Raw genomic sequence first — 14,725 nt, forward strand, 5'->3', positions numbered from 1 at the left:
ATTTGCAGTTTGCCGATTTTTTCGGCGCCGAAGTGGTGAAGTAACTTTTACCGGTTATGTGTAGGGCCAGAATTCTCGACTGCGCGCGCGAATGTTCGTTGTGCCGGTCGCATGTGAGGACAGGAAATAAGAGATGATAAGATCTGTCGTGCGGGGTATCGGTTCGGCATTGCCGAAGCGGGTTATGAAGAATACCGATTTCGAAGGTATTATCGAAACCTCGGACGAGTGGATCGTGCAGCGCACGGGTATCCGTGAGCGCCACATTGCAGGTGATGACGAAACCACGGTTTCGCTCGGCACGGCTGCGGCCCGCGCCGCAATCGAGAACGCCGGCTTGCAGCCGACCGATATCGATCTCGTTCTGCTGGCAACCTCGACGCCCAACCATACTTTTCCGGCAAGCGCCGTGGAAATTCAGCGCGAACTGGGAATCACCAAGGGCTTTGCCTTCGATATGCAGGCCGTGTGCAGCGGCTTTATCTATGCCATCACGACAGCTGATCTCTATATCCGCGGCGGTATGGCGAAGCGGGTTCTCGTCATCGGCGCGGAAACTTTCTCGCGCATCCTCGACTGGAATGACCGTACGACTTGCGTTTTGTTTGGCGATGGTGCCGGCGCATTGGTCCTCGAAGCTGCAGAAGGCAACGGGCTGACCTCGGATCGTGGCGTTCTCGCCGCCAATCTGCGCTCGGACGGCAATCACAAGGAAAAACTTTTTGTGGATGGCGGCCCGTCAACGACCCAGACAGTCGGCCACTTGCGCATGGAAGGCCGTGAGGTCTTCAAACACGCAGTCGGCATGATAACGGACGTTATCGAGGCTTCTTTCGAGGAAACCGGCCTCACTGCCGAGGATATCGACTGGTTCGTCCCGCATCAGGCAAACAAGCGCATTATCGATGCTTCCGCCAAGAAGCTGAATATCGCTGAAGGCAAGGTCGTCATCACAGTGGATCGCCACGGCAACACCTCTGCCGCGTCGGTTCCGCTGGCTCTTGCGACCGCTGTTGCAGATGGCCGCATCAAGAAGGGCGACCTCGTTCTTCTGGAAGCAATGGGCGGCGGATTCACGTGGGGCGCGGTTCTGTTGCGCTGGTAAGCAACAAATTTGATCTGCCGTGAGGGAACTCGCGGCTTGACCGTTGCGCTTTTATTTGTGTAACGTCCTGTCACGTAAGGATATTATCTGTTCAAACGCTAACCAGGCAGGTTCGGTCATGGGAGGTAAGACGGTCACGCGAGCTGATCTGGCAGAGGCTGTTTACCGTAAGGTAGGCCTTTCCAGAACGGAGTCGGCGGCTCTTGTCGAGATGATTCTCGATGAAGTCTGTGACGCTATCGTCAACGGTGAAACCGTGAAGTTGTCGTCTTTCGCGACATTTCAGGTTCGCGACAAGAACGAGCGCATTGGCCGTAATCCGAAAACAGGCGAGGAGGTTCCAATTCTTCCCCGTCGTGTGATGACGTTCAAAGCTTCCAACGTTCTTAAGCAGCGTATTCTGCAAGAACATCAGAAGCGTGAAACCAAAAGCCAAAAGTAATCGTTAGAATGCTGCCCATCGGGCAGCATTTTGTTTTTGGCGCCATCTTTGTAGAACTGACATCGCTTCTGCGCCTGATATATGGTCGCGCGCAGGACGGTTTTTTGTGTTGGTTGTGGCTGCAGCCCTCATAATCGCCCTTTGTCACGAATTGGCCACGCTCCCTTCGGCCTTGCGTGAAGGGATGCTTATAAAGCTCTGATATTATATAATGGTTCTAGCGGAGCGAATCGCTTTGCTGATATCGAGATCTGGAAGGCGGCTGGCTTTTCAGAGAGATTTCGTGTTGCACACCGTTCGGTTTTGAATGACGTTTGCGCCGTGTCTTTCCACACGCTGGAGTTTGTTAACTCCCGTCTTCTAAAATCCAATGGTTACAAGTGCATTTCGTGTTACCGACGTGTTCGCGTTGGCAGCGAGTTGAACTATCTGGATCGGCGAGGTTGCGCCGCAACGGCGAAACCTGAACCACTGGAAAGGGCAAGTGGAATGGACAAGAGCCCTGATGCATTCAGGACGATCAGCGAAGTAGCGGATGATCTTGATCTTCCGCAGCATGTGCTGCGTTTCTGGGAAACGCGCTTTACCCAGATCAAGCCTATGAAGCGGGGTGGCGGTCGCAGATATTACCGGCCGCTCGATGTCGAATTGCTCAAGGGCATTCGTCATCTGCTCTACGATCAGGGCTATACGATCAAGGGCGTGCAGCGTCTGCTTCGCGAAAACAATGCGCAGTTCATCATTGCACTCGGCAATGGCGACGTTCAGGCGATTGAGGGGATTACGCGCCAGAAGCAGGCTGCTGCCGATAAGCGCGCTGCCGAAGAGGCGGCTGATAATGAAATGGCTCTGCCGAGCGGCATCAAGGCACCGCAACCGGCGCGCAAGCTCTTTGGTCTCTTGAAGGGCGAGGAAGACGGCCCCATCGGAGCCGATGGAAAGCGGCCTTCAAAGGATAACCGCTCGCTCCTGCAGGAGGCGTTGTTTGATCTCCTCGAATGCAAGCGTCTTCTCGATCAGGTGCGCTGATCGACTTTGGATCGCATGAAAAAGGGAGGCTTTCGCCTCCCTTTGCTTTGTTAGACGGGCTGAATCATGTGGATGAGAGTTTCAATCCGATGATACCGGCGAGGATCAGTGTCACGCTCGCAATGCGGAAGAAGGTTGCAGCTTCGCCGAGAATGAATATGCCCACCAGAAACGCACCTACTGCGCCGATGCCGGTCCAGATCGCATAGGCCGTTCCGAGCGGTAGGCTGCGCATGGCGATGGAAAGCAGAATGAAACTGCCGATCATCGTCACGATGGTGATGGCGCTCGGTGTTAGGAGGGAAAACCCTTCCGACTTTTTCATGAAATAGGCCCAGACGACCTCAAGAATTCCGGCCAGTCCCAGATAAATCCATGCCATTCTAATGCTCCCTCACGAGGGTTCTGAACGGGCCGTCCCGTTCGTTGAAGAAGCGGGAAGGCCGTCCTTCCCGTGAAGTCACTACGCACGGCGCTCCTATCAGTGCGACGGATGCAGTGCATCGTTGAGATACATGCAGGTCAACATAGTAAATACGTAAGCCTGAATAACCGCCATCAGCAATTCGAGCGCGGTCAGCGCGACAGTCATTGCAAGCGGCAGCACAGCAGTCAGTATGCCGAGCGTTCCGAGGCTGCCCAGCCCGATGACGAAACCAGCAAAAACCTTCAGCGTAATGTGGCCTGCAAGCATGACGGCGAACAGACGAACTGAATGACTGACTGGACGCGAGATATAAGACATGATCTCGATCGGCACGATGATCGGCGCCAGTAGCGCCGGCACGCCTGCGGGCATGAACAGTCGAAAGAACCTGTACCCATGCCGAACGAGACCGTAGATCGTGACCGTCAGAAAGACGAGCATGGCCAGCGCAAAGGTTACGATAATGTGGCTCGTTACCGTGAAGGCATAGGGAAACATGCCAATCAGATTGGCAAACAGGATGAACAGAAACAGCGAGAAGACAAGGGGGAAGAAGGTCATGCCTTTTTCACCGGCGTTCTCGCGCAATGTCTTAGACACGAATTCGTAGAGGATTTCGGCCGAGGCTTGCCAGCGTCCCGGCACGACGGTGCTTCTGCGGGACGACAGGAACATGAACGCTCCCGCACTCAGCACAGTCAACACCATGAATAGTGCCGAATTGGTGAAGGCAACCGGCTGACCACCGATTTCGCCAAGTTCAACGATAGGCTTGATTGCGAATTGTTCGATCGGCCCAGCCATAGGACACCCTCCTATGGGGCCGTCCCCGATGCGAACACTGGCACGGGTCGTCCCGCGCGGCCCTGTAAATAGTGATTCTTGAACGGAGAGGCAAGAGGGACGTTGCCGTTATCGTGCCAACAGAAACTTGATCGCGTATCCCATGGATCAGGGAGCGTTTTCAGGTATCCTGTCATTCTTATCTATAGATTATGCCGGGAGATCGATCGATGACCATCTCAAGACGTAATTTCATTGTTACAGCATCTGCTGCCGGGGCCGGATTGGCTTTATCGCCTTTGGAGCTCACCAGGGCGGCAGCCGAAACAGGCAGTCCCAAAGTGCAAACCCCTTCACAGCTAGAAAATCCGGGCTTCCATCGCTTTCAGTTTGGTGATTTCGAGATCACCACGCTTTCCGATGGGCGCAGAGCAGGTGAAGCGCCCGAAAAGACATATGCGGTCGATCAGGACCCGAAAGTGGTCGCCGCACTTCTTGAGGAAAATCTTCTGCCTGCCGACCGCTTCGTCAACAGCTTCACGCCAGTGCTGATCAATACAGGAAAGGAGCTTGTCCTGTTTGACACCGGCATGGGGGCAGGTGCCCGCGAAGCAGGATTGGGCAAACTGGCCAGCGCGCTTGAGGCCTCGGGCTACAAGACGGACGATGTGTCGCTCGTGGTGCTAAGCCATTTCCATCCCGATCACATCGGCGGATTGATGGAAGACGGCAAGCCAGTCTTCGCCAATGCGCGCTACGCCACCGGGCAAAAGGAATTCGACTTCTGGACCGATCCCGCGCGGCTCGACAGTCCCGCCAAGACCGTTGCTGAAATGGTGACCAAAAACGTCAAGCCTCTCGCGGAGAAGATGGCTTTCCTGGGCGATGATAGCGAGGTCGTTTCCGGAATTCATTCGGTGGCCGCTTATGGCCACACGCCGGGCCATCTGGCTTTCCGCGTTGAAACGACTAGCAAGTCGCTGATGCTGGTCTCGGATACGGCGAACCATTTCGTGATTACGTTGCAGCGACCCGAATGGCACGTTTCCTTCGATATCGACAAGGATGCTGCCGCCCAGACCCGCAAACGCATGTTCGACATGATCGCGACCGACAGGCTATCGTTCATCGGCTATCATATGCCGTTTCCGGCGCTGGCCTATCTCAAGCGGGAAGGCGAGGGCTATCGCTACGTCGCGGAAACATATCAGTTGCGCGAGAAATAGAACCAGAGTCTGCTCTATCGCCCACCGGCAACGTCGATGAAAGTTCCGGTCACATAGGCGGGGGCGTCGTTGAGCAACCAGAAAATGGCTTCCGCGACTTCCTCTGCCTTGCCGGCGCGTCCGACAGGTGTACCGGCGCCCAACCTCGCCGCGCGATCAGGATTGCCGCCACTGGCATGGATTTCGGTATCGATCAGGCCTGGACGCACGGCATTGACGCGAATGCCTTTCGGTGCGAGCTCTTTTGAGAGACCGGTGGTCAGCGTATCGAGTGCACCTTTCGCTCCGGCATAATCCACATATTCAAACGGCGACCCAAGTCGCGATGCCATTGATGAGACGATGATGATGGCGCTGTCCGGCTCTAAGCGGCGTGCAGCTTCGCGCGCGCATAGATAGGTACCGTAAACATTCACGTCGAACATCATTTTCAGACGATCAGCGCTCATGTCTGCAAGCGGCATGGTCTGAGCAACGATACCGGCGTTCAAGACGACGCCTTTCAGCGGACCCAGATCAGCCTCCGCCTTGTCGAACATGGCGATCACGTCCTTTTCGCTGGATATGTCGCCCCGGATTGCCAGCGCCTGCGCGCCAAGCTTCGCTGCTTCGGTCACAGTTTGCTGAGCTGCTTGTTCGTTCCCCGCATAGTTCAAGGCCACAGACCAGCCTTGCGCCGCGCTGTGCAGAACGATGGCGCGACCGATGCCACGACTGCCACCGGTGATCAGGGCGTTCTTCATGCTCTCCTCCATGCGATTCATGGGGAAGCTAATCCGATTTGCACGTTCTGCGCAAAGGAAAGATCGTATGAAAATAAAGGTTTGGGGAAGAAAAATGGTCGGAGCGGCGGGATTCGAACCCACGACCCCTTGACCCCCAGTCAAGTGCGCTACCGGGCTGCGCTACGCTCCGAGCCGGGGACAGCCGTAGATTATAACGACTTGGCACGCAAGGGATAATTTCTTGAAACTGGCAAATTGCACATAACATTCTTGCATCGCTTCGGGGCTCAGGATCGCGGCGCGAAAAGGATGATACATGTACCGGCGAAAGCGATGCATGCGCCGACCACATCCCAGCGATCGGGGCGTGCTCCTTCGGCAAACCAGATCCACAAAATTGATGCGGTGATGTAGATGCCACCATAAGCAGCATAAGCGCGACCGGCAACATTGCTTTCAATCAGGGTGAGCAGATAAGCGAACAATGCAAGGCTCACCATGCCCGGTGCCAGCCAAAGGGCCGATTTGTCGAGCTTCAACCATGCCCAGAAGGCGAAGCATCCGGCAATTTCAAAGAGGGCTGCTGCGGCGTATATCGCGAATTGCAAGATTCTGCTCTCCTGAGCGTTCTCTGAGTTTGAGCGAAAGCTGATACTTGTATTCCAGCCCTGCACAACCCCAGATGATTCCGAATAGCAGATAAAAGTGGCGCCAGTGATCGGTATCGATGACATTGCCGATCAGGACATGCCCGAGATAGGTTGCATAGGCGACCAGAAGATAAGGCTGCCAGGGGCGATTGCGAAACAGAAGCTTGCAACCGATCCCGAGCGTCAGGAATGTCAGCATCAGAAAGGCTATGAAGCCGATCCAACCATAGTCGAGTACGGCTTTGAGCCAGATATTATGCGTATCCTCGCCGAACATCGGACCAAATTCGAGCGGACCGATGCCAAGCGGATGCTGTGTAGCGAGGATCATTCCAAGCCAGTGCCGCGCAAAGCGCCCCAGTCTTGCGCTGTCATAGCTTTGTTCGAGGCGCGCACGCTCACGGACAAAATCGCCGACGCCGGGGATTTGCAGAATAATGAGGATCGCGAGAATAATTGTTACTACTGCAAGTAGACCAATTACCATCAAGCGTAGCCGAAAACGATTGCTGTGACTTTGCAGAAAAAGGACGCCGAACAGAATGGCGAAGGAGAGAGGAACCATCGCCCAGGCTGCGCGTGAGAAGGACAGCAGAACGCCGAGCATCAGCAGGCAGCAGAAAGGCAGATAGACGGCCATATCGCGAATGCCCCCGCGCATGATGCGATAGAGCGTCCAGGTCAGTGGCAGTATCAGGAAAGGTCCGTAGACATTGGGGTCCTGAAATGCACCCTGCGCCCGCCCATAGCGCGTGAAGATTTCAGCGCCCGGGAATAGGCCAAGATAACCTGCAATGCCAAGGACGGAAGAAGGCACACTGACAAGAAGATAGGCATTGAAGATGGTCTTCAGACGCCGGTGGTCACCTTCGATGACGGCGGCGAAGAATACCGATGTGAAAGCCAGAAACAGCGAGACGGCGATATAAAGCGGGGCTTTCTTGACGTCAGCCATCTGCATGACTGAAATCATACCACCGAAATTGAACACGGTGAACAGGGCCAGCAGCACTAGACTTGTGCTTGTCAGCCGCAATCCGAACAATAGTGCCAGAGCAATCAGGGCGACCATATAGAGCTCATAAGGCGCAGGCTCGCTCATCACGAAGCCGAGTAGAAAGACGCCGAAGCCGATTGCGATATTGGCGATGAGGCGGTTGAGCGCGCGTTTGCACGCCATATCTGCCGGCAGCATCAGGGCTGGACGCGGATTGCCGTCAAACCGTTGCGTCACGCCGGTCAATAGGCATTTTCCGTATTGAGAAGCCGTATCGGTGTCAGGAACAGGATTCTGAGATCGAGCCAGAGTGACCAGTTTTCGATATAATACAGATCGAACTCTGTACGCATGCGGATCTTGTTTTCATTGTCGATTTCGCCGCGCCAGCCATTGATCTGCGCCCAGCCGGTGACGCCTGGCTTGACGCGGTGACGCGCGAAATAGCCATCGACCACCTCATTATAGAGCACGTTGTGCGAATGGGCGGCGACCGCATGCGGGCGCGGGCCTACGAGCGACAGGGACCCGGCGAGAACATTGAAGAACTGGGGCAACTCATCGATCGAGGCTTTACGAATGAAGCGTCCGACGCGGGTGACGCGAGGGTCATCCTTGGTAACGGCCTGCTTGGCGGTAGGGTCGCACATCTCGGTGTACATGGACCGGAATTTCCAGACATTGATGACTTCGTTATTGAAGCCATGCCGCTTCTGCTTGAAAATTACGGGACCCTTGCTGTCCAGCTTGATGGCAATCGCCGTGCCGATCATGATCGGCGACAGAAGAACGATGCCAACAATGCTGAAGGCAACATCGAAGATGCGTTTGGCAACAGAATCCCAATCGTTGATGGGCTTGTCGAAAATATCCAGCATCGGCACCGTGCCGACATAGGAGTAGGAGCGTGGGCGGAAGCGCAGGTGGTTGTTGAGCGCTGACAGCCGGATATCGACCGGGAGAACCCAGAGCTTCTTCAACAGAGCCAGCACGCGTGCCTCAGCGGTGATGGGCAGCGACACGATCAGCATGTCGATGTGAGCGATACGGGCAAATTCGATCAGTTCGTTGATATTGCCAAGCTTGGGATAGCCAGCAACGATGGGGGGAGAGCGCTTGTCGTCGCGGTCATCGAAGATGCCGCAGATACGGATATCGTTGTCGGGCTGTTGCTCGAGCGAACGGATAAGCGCTTCCGCATTGGGGCCGCCGCCGACGATGACGGCGCGGCGTTCCATCGTGCCGTTGCGTGCCCAGCGCTTGATTTTCCATGCAACGAAGATGCGGGCAATTAAAAGCAGCACACAGGCACTGAGCGCCCAATAAAGAAACCAGCCGCGAGAAAAATCGGATGAAGCTTTCAGCAGAAAACCGGTAATGGCAAGGGTGCCAAGCACAGCTGCCCAACTTATGAAAAGCCGCCGCAGATAGCGACCGGGACTACGCAGTATATTGATCTGGTAACCGTCGTTGATTTCCATCAGCAGGACAAAAAGCGCGCCGCCGACCACCATGATGAGGGGGTAATAGAAGACCAGGTGCGTGCGGATACCGACGTAAAGCAGAAAGCTCAGAATGCCTGAGAAAAAGACAAGTCCGAACTCCACCATGCGCATGACGCCGCTCAACATCAGCGGCGAAAACGTATCGTGCTGATATTGTTCGGCCATCTGTCGCGCCAGTGGGCTAAGCTTCACCTGACCTTTTAGATTGGAATCTTGTCCGGACTCCTGCTTGCTGCTGGCTTCGATGGCTTTGCGGCCAAAAGGAGAAAGCGCATCATTATCTCGCACAACATTGCCCCTGATCGTAAAATGTTAGCGTAGTAATTAGACCGAGAATCCTAAGCAGAATATAAATGCCGCGTGACAAGCTTTTGACTTAGGTAAACACTCAATTAAATACTCGTTGAAAGCTGTTACTGTTAGTAACGGCTAAAATAACATGATTTCTGTTCGCACTGCTACAGCATTGGCCGCCGGAGCCAATACACGCCCGTTGTCGCCAGTCAAGGCTTGCCTTGTCTTATTATATTGCCTAGGACGGTGATATGAAACCGTTGGAAGATAAAGCTGCAAGCGGCATTTTGCCATCGAACTGTTCGGCAAATGTTGCCGCCAACAGACCAGCTCTGTTTCCACTCCTGATCGGCACCAGATCAGACGATGTCGTGGGGTTGCTGCGCGCCTGACCGCACAGCGACCCAAAAAAATTCCTGATGAGAGCAATTCACGCGGCGATCTTTCGAGATCGTATTAACTGTTTGTTTTAATGCGCTTTTATCCGATCCGCTTTTGAGCGTTTCGGAGGGTGCTCTAGGGTTGATCATGACTATCTGGGCCGAACTGGCTAGAGCGGGCAATCGTGCCGGCGATGAAATTTTTTTGCGAAAACGCGATCACATCTACGAAATCCGCTACAATGGCCAGGAGTTGATGTCGAACGTCAATTTCCAATCCGAGACCGTGCTGGCTGAACGGTCGCTTCGCCTGCACGGGCTGCAGGTATCGCATATGCTTATCGGCGGGCTCGGTATGGGCTTCACGCTTCGGGCAGCACTTGATCTGCTCTGCCCCGATGCCAGGGTGACGGTGTGTGAGCTCGTTCCGGAGATCGTGGAGTGGAACCGGACCCATATCGGTCATCTGGCCGACCATCCGTTGAACGATCCGCGTGTCGATGTTCGGGTCGCTGACGTGATGGATGTTCTTCGTGCCGAACCGGGTCGCTACGATGCCATATTGATGGATACGGATAATGGGCCGGACTTTACAGTTCGCGCGGCCAACGGAGCTATCTATGAAGACGATGGTCTGAAACAAGTGAAACGGGCGCTGAAGCCAAATGGCATCGCCGCGTTCTGGTCGGCAACCATATCAGAGCCGTTCGAAGACAAGCTCGACATGCTGCCTTGGGAATGGCAACGTGAAGACATCTCACTCATCGGCGGGCGTGCCGATGCGTTCCATTATATCTATTTTGCGGCGCGGGGTGGGTTTCGGTCACAGTTCGAGCTGTCGGTATCGGCGTCCGAACCCTTCGCTGCTATGGTGGGCTGAGGGGGAGTATCCGTCAGTCTTCCGGGACGGCCGGATCCGGGTGTGCTTCGTAATAGATCGTCTCGATCGAGTGTGCCATGGATTGCTGGCTGAAACGCTCATGCAGCCGTTTCGCATCTGGCATAGCGGTGCGAAACGTTGTGAGATCGTCTGCAGCGTCCAGCATCCTGTTCGCAAGTTTCTCCTCCTCGGGTTCCACCAGCGCCGAGGAGCGAGGTCCAAACACTTCGGGAATGCCGCCGACATTACAGGCGATGACGGGTTTGCCGGCGGCGAGCGCTTCCAACACAATATAGGGAAATGCTTCGGCGCGCGATGGAACTACCATTATCTGCCCCAAAGCAAAGGCTTCTCGGGCACCCATTCCGGGCAGGAAGCGGATTTGTGCGGAAACTCCGAGTTCCTCTGCTAGGGCTATAAAGCCGGGCTTTTCTGCACCGTCTCCCACCATCGTTGCGGTGAAAATGTGGTTGTGCCGTTCGCGCAAACGGACCAAGGCGCGGATCAGGAGGTCCGGACCCTTCAATTCACGCATCGTGCCAACGAAAAGAAAATCGCTCGCATTGGCTGCGTCGGCAACGGGTATGAACTCGTCTTCGGCCAAGCCGTTATAAACGACGGCATGAAGGCCATAGGGCCGCCCTACCTTTTCTTCGTAGATACGCTTTTCGAAGTTGGAAACGAACATCACTGCATCGGTCATCGGAGCCAGCATTCTCTCGACCAGAAAGACGGCGCCGCCGCGGCGCGTCTTCCGGTCGAAATGCAGGCTACCGCCATGCGGTGAATAGATACGGGCTACGCGAGACCTAAAAACCCGTAAGACTGAGCCGAACAAACGTGCATAGACGCCGCCTTTGGCGCCATGTCCGTGCAATATGTCCGGTCGCAATTTCTTGATGATGCGATATGCTTTGTAGGCTGCTGCTGCGTCGCCAAGTCCGATGTGGCGCTGCATGGCAATGCGATGAAGGCCGAGCGCGAGCTTGGGCCGTAATTCTTCCAGAAGCGCGTCTTCGCGCGGGCCACCGGTGGTTGCATCGCAGACGATGCCGACTGCGTGACCCTTTTTTGCCTGCAGGCCCACGAGATCGCGAACATGGCGGAAGAGGCCGCCGGTTGGTTCGCGGAAACAGTGGACGATACGCAGTGGGGAGGCATTGGTGTCATCAGCCATCAATCGCCATCAGAACAGACGTTCGCGTACGTAGATCGTGTCGCCCGGAAGGATAGGATCGGAAATCAGCACGCGGCCAGTCAGAACCTTTCCGTTGAACTGGCGCGTGATGTCGACATTCTCCTGATTGGCACGTGGGCTGAAACCGCCTGCAGCGGCGATTGCCTTTTGCGCGGTCATGCCCGGAACGTAGGAATACTGGCCAGCGGCGCCGACTTCACCCATCACAAAGATCGGGCGATAGCGGTCGATTTCCGCACTCACGTCAGGATCACGCAAATAGCCGCCGCGTAATTTGGATGCGATGATGCCTTCAAGCTGCTTGGACGTCTTGCCGCGTGCCGGAATGCTGCCGACGAGCGGGAAAGCGATATAGCCAGCCTGATCGACGCTATAGGTGTTTGTAAGGCTCGGCTGCTCGAAAACCGTGATGCGCACGCGATCACCTGCATCCAGCATATAAGGCTGGTTCAGCGCTTCGTGGAAAGCAGGCGGGGCAGGGCGATAGCTGGAGCAGGCGGAAAGCGTCATGGCGGCAAGGCCCAGCGCCACGAGCATAGCGTGGCCTTTGCGCTTGTTATGAATTGTCTTCGCCGTCATCTTCCGCCTCGGTTCTTCCGAAAAGCAATATTTCTTACGAACGCAATCGACGCGGTACTGACAGCGCGATTACGAATATCGGTTGCAAGCGTTATCGATTGATTAGGGTTAATGGCTGGTAAAGAAGACAGGGTTCGGCGCAAAATCTTTGTGGCTCGTCCACTGTTCGGAACTTATCCTGCTTAACCCTCTGGTTACCTTGTTCCTTTACCTTCCGGCCAGATTCGGGGGTGCATTACCCCACGCGGGCGAGAGCGATCACGCGCGCAAGCGCACTCGCGAAGTCCATGGAGAATGGGGAATGGCAGAAGTCGATCCGTTATCAAGGGACGCAGATATTGATATCGGCGCGCTGTTCTCCAGCTTGCGCCGCCACGGGCTGTTCATTGTCGTTGGCGCGCTTCTCATGGCGGCAGCCGCATGGGCCATCTGCCTTCTTCTGACACCGGATTATCGCGCTGAAGCGCGCATCATGATCGAGGCCCGCGAATCCATCTATACCCGCCCTAATGGCGAGACAGCGGCCGAGAGACCTGTCTTCGACGCCGAAGGTGTGAAGAGCCAGGTCGAGGTGTTCTCCTCCGGCGATCTTCTCAAGAAAGTTTCTGACGAACTCAAGCTGACCAGTAACGAAGCCTTCACGACGACGGAAGTGAAGCCGTGGACCCGCGTTCTCATCCTGCTCGGCATGCGCACCGATCCCGCGCGGCTGACGCCGGAAGAGCGCGTTCTACAGAAGCTTCGCAAGAACATGCAGGTTTTTGCCGTAAGCGCTTCGCGCGTCATCGCGGTGCAATATAATTCGGCAAGTCCTGAGACGGCCAAGAACGTCGCCAATGCACTGGCCAATCAATACATCATGTTTCAGCAGGCCGCGAAGCTGGAGTCGAATGACGACGCCACCGGCTGGCTCGCACCCGAAATTGACGACCTGCGCAACCGCGTTCGCGATGCGGAAAAGAAGGTTGCGGATTACCGCGCTTCGCGTGGGCTACTGATCGGGCAGAGCAACAGCACCATTGCAACACAACAGCTCTCGGAAGTATCGACCGAACTCACACGGGTTCGCACCAGCCGCGCTTCAGCAGAAGCCAAGGCGGAAAGCATTCGTAAGTCGCTGGCTTCCGGCGCGCCCATCGATACGCTGCCGGACGTTGTCGCTTCCGGCATGATGCAGCGCCTTGCCGAAAGACGCATTCAGGTCAACGCCCAGATCGCCGATCTTTCTACGACACTTCTCGAAGGCCATCCCCGCATCAAGGCACTACGCTCGCAGCTCGCCGATCTCGACCAGCAGATCAGGATTGAAGGCCGCAAGCTCGTAGCAAGCCTTGATAATGAAGTTTCAGCGGCAAAGCTTCGCGAGGACGAACTCAATCGTGAACTTAACCGCGTGAAGGCACAGGCGGCGCAAGCAGGCGATCAGGAAGTTGAATTGCGCGCATTGGAGCGCGAAGCAACGGCGCAACGCCAGCTGCTGGAAACCTATCTGACGCGCTATCGCGAAGCCGCGTCGCGTACCGACCGGAATTATGTGCCGGTTGATGCCCGAGTTTTTTCATCCGCCGAAGCACCCGCAGTGCCCTACTATCCGATGATATTACCGATTGTCGGTTCAACTTTTGCGGCTGGCCTGCTCTTGCTGTCGATTTTTGTTCTCCTGCGTGAATTGTTCAGTGGGCGTGCATTCGTGACGGCGGATGGCCAAAGGGTTGCAGCGGTCGAAGAAATTGAAATGCCGGTTATTGCTGCCGCCGCGAAAGCCGCTGCCGTGCCGCCGTCGAGATCCGAACGTCTTGATAACGTTTCCGAGGAAACAATCGCGGCGCCACACCGTTCATGGACTATGCCGTTTGCGGCGAAGCCGCAGGTTTCCGAAACAAGGAAATCCGTGGAGGAGTTTCCGATGTCCAAACAGCGTGAGACGACACCGCGCAATCCCAACGGTGTAGAGGCGGTTGCCGATCTGCTAGTTAGCGGAAAGCTGAAACGTATTGTGGTCGTTTCTCCCGAGGGAGATAAAGCGTCAGCGGGAACAGTGCGTCTGCTGCGTGAATTCGCCGACCGTGGCAAACGCGCGATTCTCGTGGACATGACCGCGCAGGGAACCGTTGGGCTTGCCATGCTGGACGGTACGCATCTGCCCGGCATTACTGAGCTTTTGACCGGTGAGCGTCGCTTCAACGAGGTCATCCACAGTGACCGGTTCTCGCAGGCGCATGTAGTCCCGCTGGGCGAGGCAGATCCCGAAATTGCCATGCGTTCGGCCGACCGGTTGCCGCTCATTCTGGATGCGCTGGAAACGGTCTATGATTTCGTTGTGGTGGAATGCGGTCCGTCATCTTCGGAACAGATTCGACGCATCGCCGATGGACCTGCTTCCGTGGTGATGAGCATTGTTGACCCAGACGATAAGGGCGTTGCGCTTGCTGCTCTCGATCTCGATCAGGGTGGTTATGAAGACGTCGTCATTCTGATGGACGAAACTGCCTGATTGTTGAATCT

Annotated in this window: 15 protein-coding genes and 1 tRNA gene; 7 read left to right on the plus strand and 9 right to left on the minus strand. The window is 55.7% G+C overall.

Annotated elements, in window-relative coordinates; translation table 11 throughout:
• The first annotated feature begins 133 nt into the window (after window positions 1–133).
• The 3 genes from AAE521_RS10215 (at window position 134) to AAE521_RS10225 (ending at window position 2,576) form a co-directional block, all read left to right on the plus strand.
• Window positions 134–1,105 carry a beta-ketoacyl-ACP synthase III gene (locus AAE521_RS10215; RefSeq protein WP_010661101.1) on the plus strand — a complete coding sequence of 324 codons (972 nt, stop codon included), beginning with the start codon at window positions 134–136 and terminating at the stop codon, window positions 1,103–1,105.
• 118 nt (window positions 1,106–1,223) lie between these two features.
• The gene (locus AAE521_RS10220) at window positions 1,224–1,547 is read left to right on the plus strand and encodes an integration host factor subunit alpha (protein WP_010661102.1); all 324 of its coding nucleotides are present in this window, start codon (window positions 1,224–1,226) and stop codon (window positions 1,545–1,547) included.
• A gap of 489 nt (window positions 1,548–2,036) precedes the next feature.
• Entirely contained in the window at window positions 2,037–2,576 is a 540-nt protein-coding gene (locus AAE521_RS10225; protein ID WP_071631836.1) for a MerR family transcriptional regulator, read from the plus strand.
• Between the two features lie 64 nt (window positions 2,577–2,640).
• Here the strand turns inward: AAE521_RS10225 and sugE are convergent, their stop codons facing one another.
• Both sugE and AAE521_RS10235 read right to left on the minus strand, forming a co-directional pair.
• The gene (sugE, locus tag AAE521_RS10230) at window positions 2,641–2,958 is read right to left on the minus strand and encodes a quaternary ammonium compound efflux SMR transporter SugE (RefSeq protein ID WP_071631835.1); all 318 of its coding nucleotides are present in this window, start codon (window positions 2,956–2,958) and stop codon (window positions 2,641–2,643) included.
• Between the two features lie 99 nt (window positions 2,959–3,057).
• Complete coding sequence (locus tag AAE521_RS10235; RefSeq protein ID WP_071631834.1) at window positions 3,058–3,807, minus strand: F0F1 ATP synthase subunit A; 750 nt, start codon at window positions 3,805–3,807, stop codon at window positions 3,058–3,060.
• 209 nt (window positions 3,808–4,016) lie between these two features.
• Between AAE521_RS10235 and AAE521_RS10240 the strand changes: the two genes are divergently transcribed.
• A complete protein-coding gene (locus AAE521_RS10240; protein WP_342061252.1) occupies window positions 4,017–5,012 on the plus strand; it encodes an MBL fold metallo-hydrolase in 996 nt (331 codons plus the stop codon).
• A gap of 14 nt (window positions 5,013–5,026) precedes the next feature.
• Here the strand turns inward: AAE521_RS10240 and AAE521_RS10245 are convergent, their stop codons facing one another.
• The 5 genes from AAE521_RS10245 to AAE521_RS10265 form a co-directional block, all read right to left on the minus strand.
• Complete coding sequence (locus tag AAE521_RS10245; protein ID WP_071631832.1) at window positions 5,027–5,755, minus strand: SDR family oxidoreductase; 729 nt, start codon at window positions 5,753–5,755, stop codon at window positions 5,027–5,029.
• A gap of 95 nt (window positions 5,756–5,850) precedes the next feature.
• Window positions 5,851–5,927: transfer RNA gene (locus AAE521_RS10250), tRNA-Pro, on the minus strand.
• 97 nt (window positions 5,928–6,024) lie between these two features.
• Window positions 6,025–6,345, minus strand: a complete 321-nt coding sequence (locus AAE521_RS10255; RefSeq protein WP_071631831.1) for a YnfA family protein — start codon at window positions 6,343–6,345, stop codon at window positions 6,025–6,027.
• Window positions 6,308–7,630 (minus strand): O-antigen ligase family protein, encoded by a 1,323-nt coding sequence (locus tag AAE521_RS10260; RefSeq protein ID WP_342061253.1) that lies wholly within the window; start codon window positions 7,628–7,630, stop codon window positions 6,308–6,310. The genes AAE521_RS10255 and AAE521_RS10260 overlap by 38 nt, the downstream gene beginning before the upstream one ends.
• Window positions 7,627–9,177 (minus strand): undecaprenyl-phosphate glucose phosphotransferase, encoded by a 1,551-nt coding sequence (locus tag AAE521_RS10265; protein ID WP_342061254.1) that lies wholly within the window; start codon window positions 9,175–9,177, stop codon window positions 7,627–7,629. Before AAE521_RS10265 ends, AAE521_RS10260 begins: the two co-directional genes overlap by 4 nt.
• A gap of 257 nt (window positions 9,178–9,434) precedes the next feature.
• Here AAE521_RS10265 and AAE521_RS10270 point away from each other — a divergent pair, with 257 nt between their 5' ends.
• The gene (locus AAE521_RS10270) at window positions 9,435–9,575 is read left to right on the plus strand and encodes a hypothetical protein (RefSeq protein WP_167375536.1); all 141 of its coding nucleotides are present in this window, start codon (window positions 9,435–9,437) and stop codon (window positions 9,573–9,575) included.
• Between the two features lie 136 nt (window positions 9,576–9,711).
• Window positions 9,712–10,443, plus strand: a complete 732-nt coding sequence (locus AAE521_RS10275) for a spermidine synthase (protein WP_071631828.1) — start codon at window positions 9,712–9,714, stop codon at window positions 10,441–10,443.
• A gap of 13 nt (window positions 10,444–10,456) precedes the next feature.
• Here the strand turns inward: AAE521_RS10275 and AAE521_RS10280 are convergent, their stop codons facing one another.
• Together AAE521_RS10280 and AAE521_RS10285 are read right to left on the minus strand one after the other, a co-directional pair.
• Window positions 10,457–11,620 (minus strand): glycosyltransferase, encoded by a 1,164-nt coding sequence (locus AAE521_RS10280; RefSeq protein WP_342061255.1) that lies wholly within the window; start codon window positions 11,618–11,620, stop codon window positions 10,457–10,459.
• Window positions 11,621–11,629: 9 nt separating this feature from the next.
• Window positions 11,630–12,220 (minus strand): polysaccharide biosynthesis/export family protein, encoded by a 591-nt coding sequence (locus tag AAE521_RS10285; protein WP_071631826.1) that lies wholly within the window; start codon window positions 12,218–12,220, stop codon window positions 11,630–11,632.
• A 301-nt stretch (window positions 12,221–12,521) separates the two neighbouring features.
• Here AAE521_RS10285 and AAE521_RS10290 point away from each other — a divergent pair, with 301 nt between their 5' ends.
• Entirely contained in the window at window positions 12,522–14,714 is a 2,193-nt protein-coding gene (locus tag AAE521_RS10290) for a GumC family protein (protein WP_342061256.1), read from the plus strand.
• Window positions 14,715–14,725: the final 11 nt, after the last annotated feature.

The organism is Brucella cytisi, from assembly GCF_038433355.1.
Classification (GTDB): Bacteria; Pseudomonadota; Alphaproteobacteria; order Rhizobiales; family Rhizobiaceae; genus Brucella; species Brucella cytisi.

What these genes read in the sequence shown, in the direction of transcription:
- AAE521_RS10215 (WP_010661101.1), top strand. Translation starts at nt 134, where the DNA reads ATGATAAGATCTGTCGTGCGGGGTATCGGTTCGGCATTGCCGAAGCGG.
- AAE521_RS10220 (WP_010661102.1), top strand. Translation starts at nt 1,224, where the DNA reads ATGGGAGGTAAGACGGTCACGCGAGCTGATCTGGCAGAGGCTGTTTAC.
- AAE521_RS10225 (WP_071631836.1), top strand. Translation starts at nt 2,037, where the DNA reads ATGGACAAGAGCCCTGATGCATTCAGGACGATCAGCGAAGTAGCGGAT.
- sugE (WP_071631835.1), bottom strand. Translation starts at nt 2,958, where the DNA reads ATGGCATGGATTTATCTGGGACTGGCCGGAATTCTTGAGGTCGTCTGG.
- AAE521_RS10235 (WP_071631834.1), bottom strand. Translation starts at nt 3,807, where the DNA reads ATGGCTGGGCCGATCGAACAATTCGCAATCAAGCCTATCGTTGAACTT.
- AAE521_RS10240 (WP_342061252.1), top strand. Translation starts at nt 4,017, where the DNA reads ATGACCATCTCAAGACGTAATTTCATTGTTACAGCATCTGCTGCCGGG.
- AAE521_RS10245 (WP_071631832.1), bottom strand. Translation starts at nt 5,755, where the DNA reads ATGAAGAACGCCCTGATCACCGGTGGCAGTCGTGGCATCGGTCGCGCC.
- AAE521_RS10270 (WP_167375536.1), top strand. Translation starts at nt 9,435, where the DNA reads ATGAAACCGTTGGAAGATAAAGCTGCAAGCGGCATTTTGCCATCGAAC.
- AAE521_RS10275 (WP_071631828.1), top strand. Translation starts at nt 9,712, where the DNA reads ATGACTATCTGGGCCGAACTGGCTAGAGCGGGCAATCGTGCCGGCGAT.
- AAE521_RS10280 (WP_342061255.1), bottom strand. Translation starts at nt 11,620, where the DNA reads ATGGCTGATGACACCAATGCCTCCCCACTGCGTATCGTCCACTGTTTC.
- AAE521_RS10285 (WP_071631826.1), bottom strand. Translation starts at nt 12,220, where the DNA reads ATGACGGCGAAGACAATTCATAACAAGCGCAAAGGCCACGCTATGCTC.
- AAE521_RS10290 (WP_342061256.1), top strand. Translation starts at nt 12,522, where the DNA reads ATGGCAGAAGTCGATCCGTTATCAAGGGACGCAGATATTGATATCGGC.